The organism is Dermacoccus sp. UBA1591, assembly GCF_002322065.1.
GTDB lineage: Bacteria > Actinomycetota > Actinomycetes > Actinomycetales > Dermatophilaceae > Dermacoccus > Dermacoccus nishinomiyaensis.
Map to the genome: position 1 here is coordinate 2,536 of NZ_DCNR01000071.1, position 5,167 is coordinate 7,702.

Sequence of the window (5,167 nt, forward strand, 5' to 3'; positions counted from 1 at the left end):
CACTCTCGGTCGAACGCACGTCCCCCGAACAGTCGCCCATCCATCTCAGTCGCCCTCCGTCTCGCGGGTCGTGCGCTTCTCGATCCGCTTGTCGTCAGCCTGTTCGGACGTCAATTCCACGACTCGCTGCACGTAGATGCCGGGCAGGTGGACGTCGTCGGGGTGGATGTCGCCCGGCTCGACGAGCTGCTCCACCTCCGCGACGACGACGCGGCCCGCCATCGCGCACAGCGGGTTGAAGTTGCGCGCCGACAGGTTGAACACCAGGTTGCCGTGACGATCACCCTTCGCCGCACGCACGAGTGCGAAGTCCGTCGTGATGGCCTCCTCGAGCACGTACGGCTTCGCGTCGTCGCCGTCACCGTAGACGCGCGTCTCCTTCGCCGGTGAGGCCTTCTCTACCGAGCCGTCGGCCGCGTACTTCCACGGCATGCCGCCGTCGGCGACCTGCGTACCCACACCCGTCGCCGTGTAGAACGCGGGGATGCCTGCGCCACCGGCGCGCAACTTCTCCGCGAGGGTGCCCTGCGGCGTCAGGTGCACCTCCAGCTCGCCCTCGAGGTACTGGCGCGCGAATTCCTTGTTCTCGCCCACGTACGACGCGATGACGGTGCGCAGGCGCCCGTCGCGCAGCAGCACGCCGAGACCCCAGTCGTCGACCCCACAGTTGTTGGAGACGACGTCAAGATCCTTCGCGCCGTGCTCGTGCAGCGCCGCGATGAGGACGCTCGGGATGCCGCACAGCCCGAACCCTCCGACGGCGAGCGACGAACCGTCACCGATGTCGGCGACCGCTTCCGCAGCCGAGGCCACCACCTTGTCCATGAACCCTCCAGATCGCGCTTCGTGAGATGCACCTCACACCATGCCGACTTCAGTTAATCATCCTTAACCGAGGCGTGGGGGTGCGGCTTGCGACCGGCCCCGCGCGCGACGACACTTCGAGCATGACGAGCCAGCTGCGCGAACCCCTGTACGGCCTCCTCCTCGACGTCGACGGACCCATCGCGAGCCCGGTGACGCGCACCGTCGCGATCCCGTCGATCGCCACGGATCTCGTCGCGATGGCGCGGGCGGGCGTCCCCATCGTGTTCAACACGGGTCGCTCCGACGACTTCGTCGCAGCCACCGTCATGCCCGCCCTGCTCGACGCCGGACTACCCGACGACGCGCCCGTCATCGCCGTCTGTGAGAAGGGCGCGACGTGGTTCACCCCGACGCGCGCGCACCTGCGCAACGCGGGCGTCGACCTGCGCGTCGACGACGCCCTGCGCGTTCCGACGGGGCTCGTCGAGTACTGCCGCAGTATCGCCCCCGATTTCGACGACGCCATGTTCTTCGACGACACGAAGAAGGCCATGGTGAGCCTCGAGGCGCACCATGGCATCGACCTCGACGTCTACCGCGAACGTCAGCACGCGTTCGATCAGCGGGTTTGGGATTACCTCGCCGAGCAGGAGATCGGCGTCGTCTGGGGTGAGCGAGAAGCGCTCAACGGCAGTGAAGACATCGCCGTCCGCATCGATCCGACGATCATCTCGACCGACATCGAGCACGTCGGGGTCGGCAAGAACGTCGGTGCCGACAAGGCGATCGAACTGCTCGCCACGCGCGGCATCACCCCGCGCGAGTGGCGCACCCTCGGCGATTCACGCAGCGACTACGCGATGGCTGATCGTCTGCACGAGCGTGGATTCGTCGTGCGCCACGGCGACGTTCGCCGCGCCGACGGCCTGCTCGAGCGCACCTACCCCGTCGAGGTCACGCCCGATCCGGCGCTGACGAACGACGCCGCCGGTGCCGCGTTCCTCACGCGATGGCGCGCCGACGTCAAGCGCGGCGAGGCATCGGCGGCGTTCTGACGGAGCGGTTCGCGGCCAGAACAACGGGCCGAGGAAATATCGCGTCCCTAACCACCGTTGTCGCATGGGCCCCACGAGGCGCGGTCCGTGGCCGCGCCCGATCCTGACGAAAGGCCCCCGCATGCCCCAGCTGTTCGAACCCCTCACCCTGCGCGACGTCGAGTTCCGCAACCGCATCTGGCTCACGCCGATGTGTCAGTACAGCTGCGAGGCGTGCGACGGTATCCCGACCGCGTGGCACTTCGTCCACTACGCGACGCGCGCCGTCGGTGGTTTCGGGCTCGTGCTGACGGAGGCCACCGCCGTCGCGCCCGAGGGGCGCATCAGCCCCCAGGACGCCGGCCTGTGGAACCACGACCAGGTGGCCGCATGGCGCCGCGTCGTCGACGCCGTCCACGCGAACGGCGCGAAGATCGGAGTCCAGCTCGCGCACGCCGGACGCAAGGCGTCGACCTACCGCCCCTTCGCGGGTGAGCCCTCCGGCAGCGTGCCCGTCGACGCAGGCGGTTGGGAGGCTCTCGGCCCGTCCGCGGTCGCCTTCGACGGTTACGCAACGCCCCGCGCCATGACGCTCGCCGACATCGACGACGTCGTGGACGCCTTCGTCGACGCCGCCCGACGCGCGGACGAGGCCGGTTTCGACGTCGTCGAGCTCCACGCAGCGCACGGCTACCTGCTGCACGAGTTCCTCTCCCCTGCCTCCAACCGCCGTGACGACGAGTACGGCGGCTCCTTCGAGAACCGCGCCCGTCTGCTGCTACGCATCGCGACCGAGGTGCGCGGGGCCTGGCCGGAGGCGAAGCCGCTCTTCGTGCGGGTCTCGGCCACCGATTGGGCCGAGACGGGCTGGAACATCGACGAGACCGTCCGCCTCGCTCGCGAGCTGAAGTCCGTCGGCGTCGACCTCGTCGACACGAGCACCGGCGGCAACGTGCCCGCCGACATCCCCGTAGGGCCCAACTACCAGGTGCGTTTCGCGTCCGAGATCCGGCGCGGGGCCGATATTGCGACCGGAGCCGTGGGACTCATCACGGAGCCCGCGCAGGCCGAGGCGATCCTCACCGAGGGCGACGCCGACGTCGTCCTCATCGGACGAGCAGGCCTGCGCGAGCCGTATTGGCCGCTGCGCGCCGCCGCCGAACTGGGTCTGACATGGCACGAGACGCCGTATCCGGCGCAGTACACGCGCGGCGCGTGGGAGCACGCCCGGGGCTGAGATGCCGTCGACCGCCCCGGCCCTCGAGAACGTCGGGGCGGTCTTCCCGGCCGAAGAATGCGGACGACGACGCCGGAATCATCCGGCTCCCGTCAGGCCGGTCGTACGTCCGCTGCCTTCCCCTCGTCCGTGTCGGTCTGCGCCGCCCCGGCGAACTGTGCCTCGTACAACCGCCAGTAGGCGCCGCGCGCGGCGAGCAGATCGTCGTGCGAGCCCTGTTCGACGATGCCGCCGTTCTCCATGACGAGAATGATGTCGGCGTCACGGATCGTCGACAGTCGGTGGGCGATGACGAAGCTCGTGCGATCCTGACGCAGCGCCGCCATTGCCTGCTGGAGCGTCGCCTCCGTGCGCGTGTCGACCGATGACGTCGCCTCGTCGAGGATGAGGATGTCGGGCCGCGCGAGGAAGGCGCGCGCGATGGTGATGAGCTGACGCTCACCCGTCGAGATGGAGCCGCCCTCGTCGTCGATGATCGTGTCATAGCCGTCGGGCAGTGAGTGCACGAACCGGTCGACGAACGTCGCGCGAGCGGCTTCGAGCAGTTCGTCGTCGCTCGCGTCGAGCCGCCCGTAGCGCAGGTTGTCGGCGATCGTGCCGCGGAACAGCCAACTGTCCTGCAGCACCATCCCGAAGTGGGAGCGCAACTCCTCGCGTGGCACGTCACGCACGTCGACCCCGTCGACGAGGATGCGACCCGCATCGACGTCGTAGAAGCGCATGACGAGGTTGACGAGCGTCGTCTTGCCCGCACCCGTCGGCCCGACGATGGCGACCGTCTGGCCGGGCTCGATCCGCAGGTCGAGGCCCGTGATGAGCGACGCGTCAGGGTCGTAACCGAAGCGCACGTCATCGAAGACGACCTCTCCGCGCAGCGGCGTCGGCAGGTGCGCGTTCTCGCCGGCACCGCGCCCGCGGGCGTCGCGCGACTCCTCCGGCGCGTCGAGCACCTCGAACACGCGCTCGGCGCTCGCGACGCCGGACTGCAGCAGGTTGATCATCGACGCGATCTGCGTGACGGGCTGCGTGAACTGGCGCGAGTACTGGATGAACGCGGTGACGTCACCGAGCGTCATCTGCCCCGACGCGACGCGCACGCCGCCGATGACGCAGATCGCGACGTACTGCAGGTTGCCGACGAACATCATGATCGGCATCATCAGCCCCGACAGGAACTGCGCGCGGCGCGAGACCTCCGTCAAGGAGGCGTTGGTCGACGCGAACGCCGCCTCCACCTGCGGCCCGCGCCCGAAGACCTTGACGAGCTCGTGCGCCGTGAACGCCTCCTCGATCTGCCCGTTGAGCGTGCCCGTGTGCGCCCACTGGGCCACGTACTGCCCCTGCGAACGCTTCATGATCTGCCCGGCGACGAGCATGACGAGGGGAATGGTCAGCAGTGCGACGATCGTCAGCTGCCACGAGACCGTCAGCATCATGACGACGACGCCGAGCACCGTGCAGATCGACACGAGCAGCTGCCCCGCCGACTGCTGCATCGACTGCCCGACGTTGTCGATGTCGTTCGTCACGCGCGAGAGCAGCTCGCCGCGCGGGCGCGAGTCGACATAGGCCAGCGGCACGCGCTGCAGCTTGGCGTCGACGTCGGCGCGCAGTTTCTCCACCGTCCGTTGCACGACGGTGTTGAGCAGACGCGCCTGCACGACCTGCAGCAGCGATGCGACGACATAGAGCGCGACGACGGTGAGCAGGATCGTCGCGACACGGTCGAAGTCGATGCCCGCGCCCGGCACGAGGTCCATCGCCGCGACCATGTCGGCCATCTTCGACTGCCCCGACGCGCGCAGCGCCGCCACGGCCTGTGCCTTCGTCGAGCCCAGGGTCAGATGCATGCTCACCGAGCCCGCGAACACTGCGTCGACGGCCTTGCCGAGCACCTTCGGCGCGACGACGTTCATGACGACGGCCGTGACGCTGAGCGCCAGTACCGCGATGACGCGCAGCCGATGCGGTTTCAGCAGCCCGATGAGGCGGCGCGCGGATGCGCCGAAGTTCAGCGACTTCTCCGCGGGCGCCATCGCCGCGCCATGACCCCCGCGACGCGGCCCTCCGGCCGGCGGGCCCGGCGGGC

Annotated in this window: 4 protein-coding genes; 2 read left to right on the forward strand and 2 right to left on the reverse strand. The window is 69.2% G+C overall.

What is annotated here, in order from left to right:
• Nucleotides 1-45: 45 nt before the first annotated feature.
• Complete coding sequence (locus B2284_RS07305) at nucleotides 46-825, reverse strand: CoA transferase subunit A (RefSeq protein WP_074045673.1); 780 nt, start codon at nucleotides 823-825, stop codon at nucleotides 46-48.
• 122 nt (nucleotides 826-947) lie between these two features.
• Between B2284_RS07305 and B2284_RS07310 the strand changes: the two genes are divergently transcribed.
• Both B2284_RS07310 and B2284_RS07315 read left to right on the forward strand, forming a co-directional pair.
• Nucleotides 948-1,862, forward strand: a complete 915-nt coding sequence (locus B2284_RS07310; RefSeq protein ID WP_074045674.1) for a hypothetical protein — start codon at nucleotides 948-950, stop codon at nucleotides 1,860-1,862.
• A 121-nt stretch (nucleotides 1,863-1,983) separates the two neighbouring features.
• Nucleotides 1,984-3,078, forward strand: a complete 1,095-nt coding sequence (locus B2284_RS07315) for an NADH:flavin oxidoreductase/NADH oxidase (protein ID WP_074045675.1) — start codon at nucleotides 1,984-1,986, stop codon at nucleotides 3,076-3,078.
• 92 nt (nucleotides 3,079-3,170) lie between these two features.
• On the opposite strand, the gene B2284_RS07320 is transcribed toward B2284_RS07315, so the two are convergent.
• Nucleotides 3,171-5,167: ABC transporter ATP-binding protein (locus B2284_RS07320; RefSeq protein WP_286697342.1), on the reverse strand; the 1,997-nt coding region annotated here is incomplete at its 5' end.

Excerpts from the sequence above, each read along its gene's own strand:
- B2284_RS07305 (WP_074045673.1), bottom strand. The coding sequence starts at position 825 with ATGGACAAGGTGGTGGCCTCGGCTGCGGAAGCGGTCGCCGACATCGGT.
- B2284_RS07310 (WP_074045674.1), top strand. The coding sequence starts at position 948 with ATGACGAGCCAGCTGCGCGAACCCCTGTACGGCCTCCTCCTCGACGTC.
- B2284_RS07315 (WP_074045675.1), top strand. The coding sequence starts at position 1,984 with ATGCCCCAGCTGTTCGAACCCCTCACCCTGCGCGACGTCGAGTTCCGC.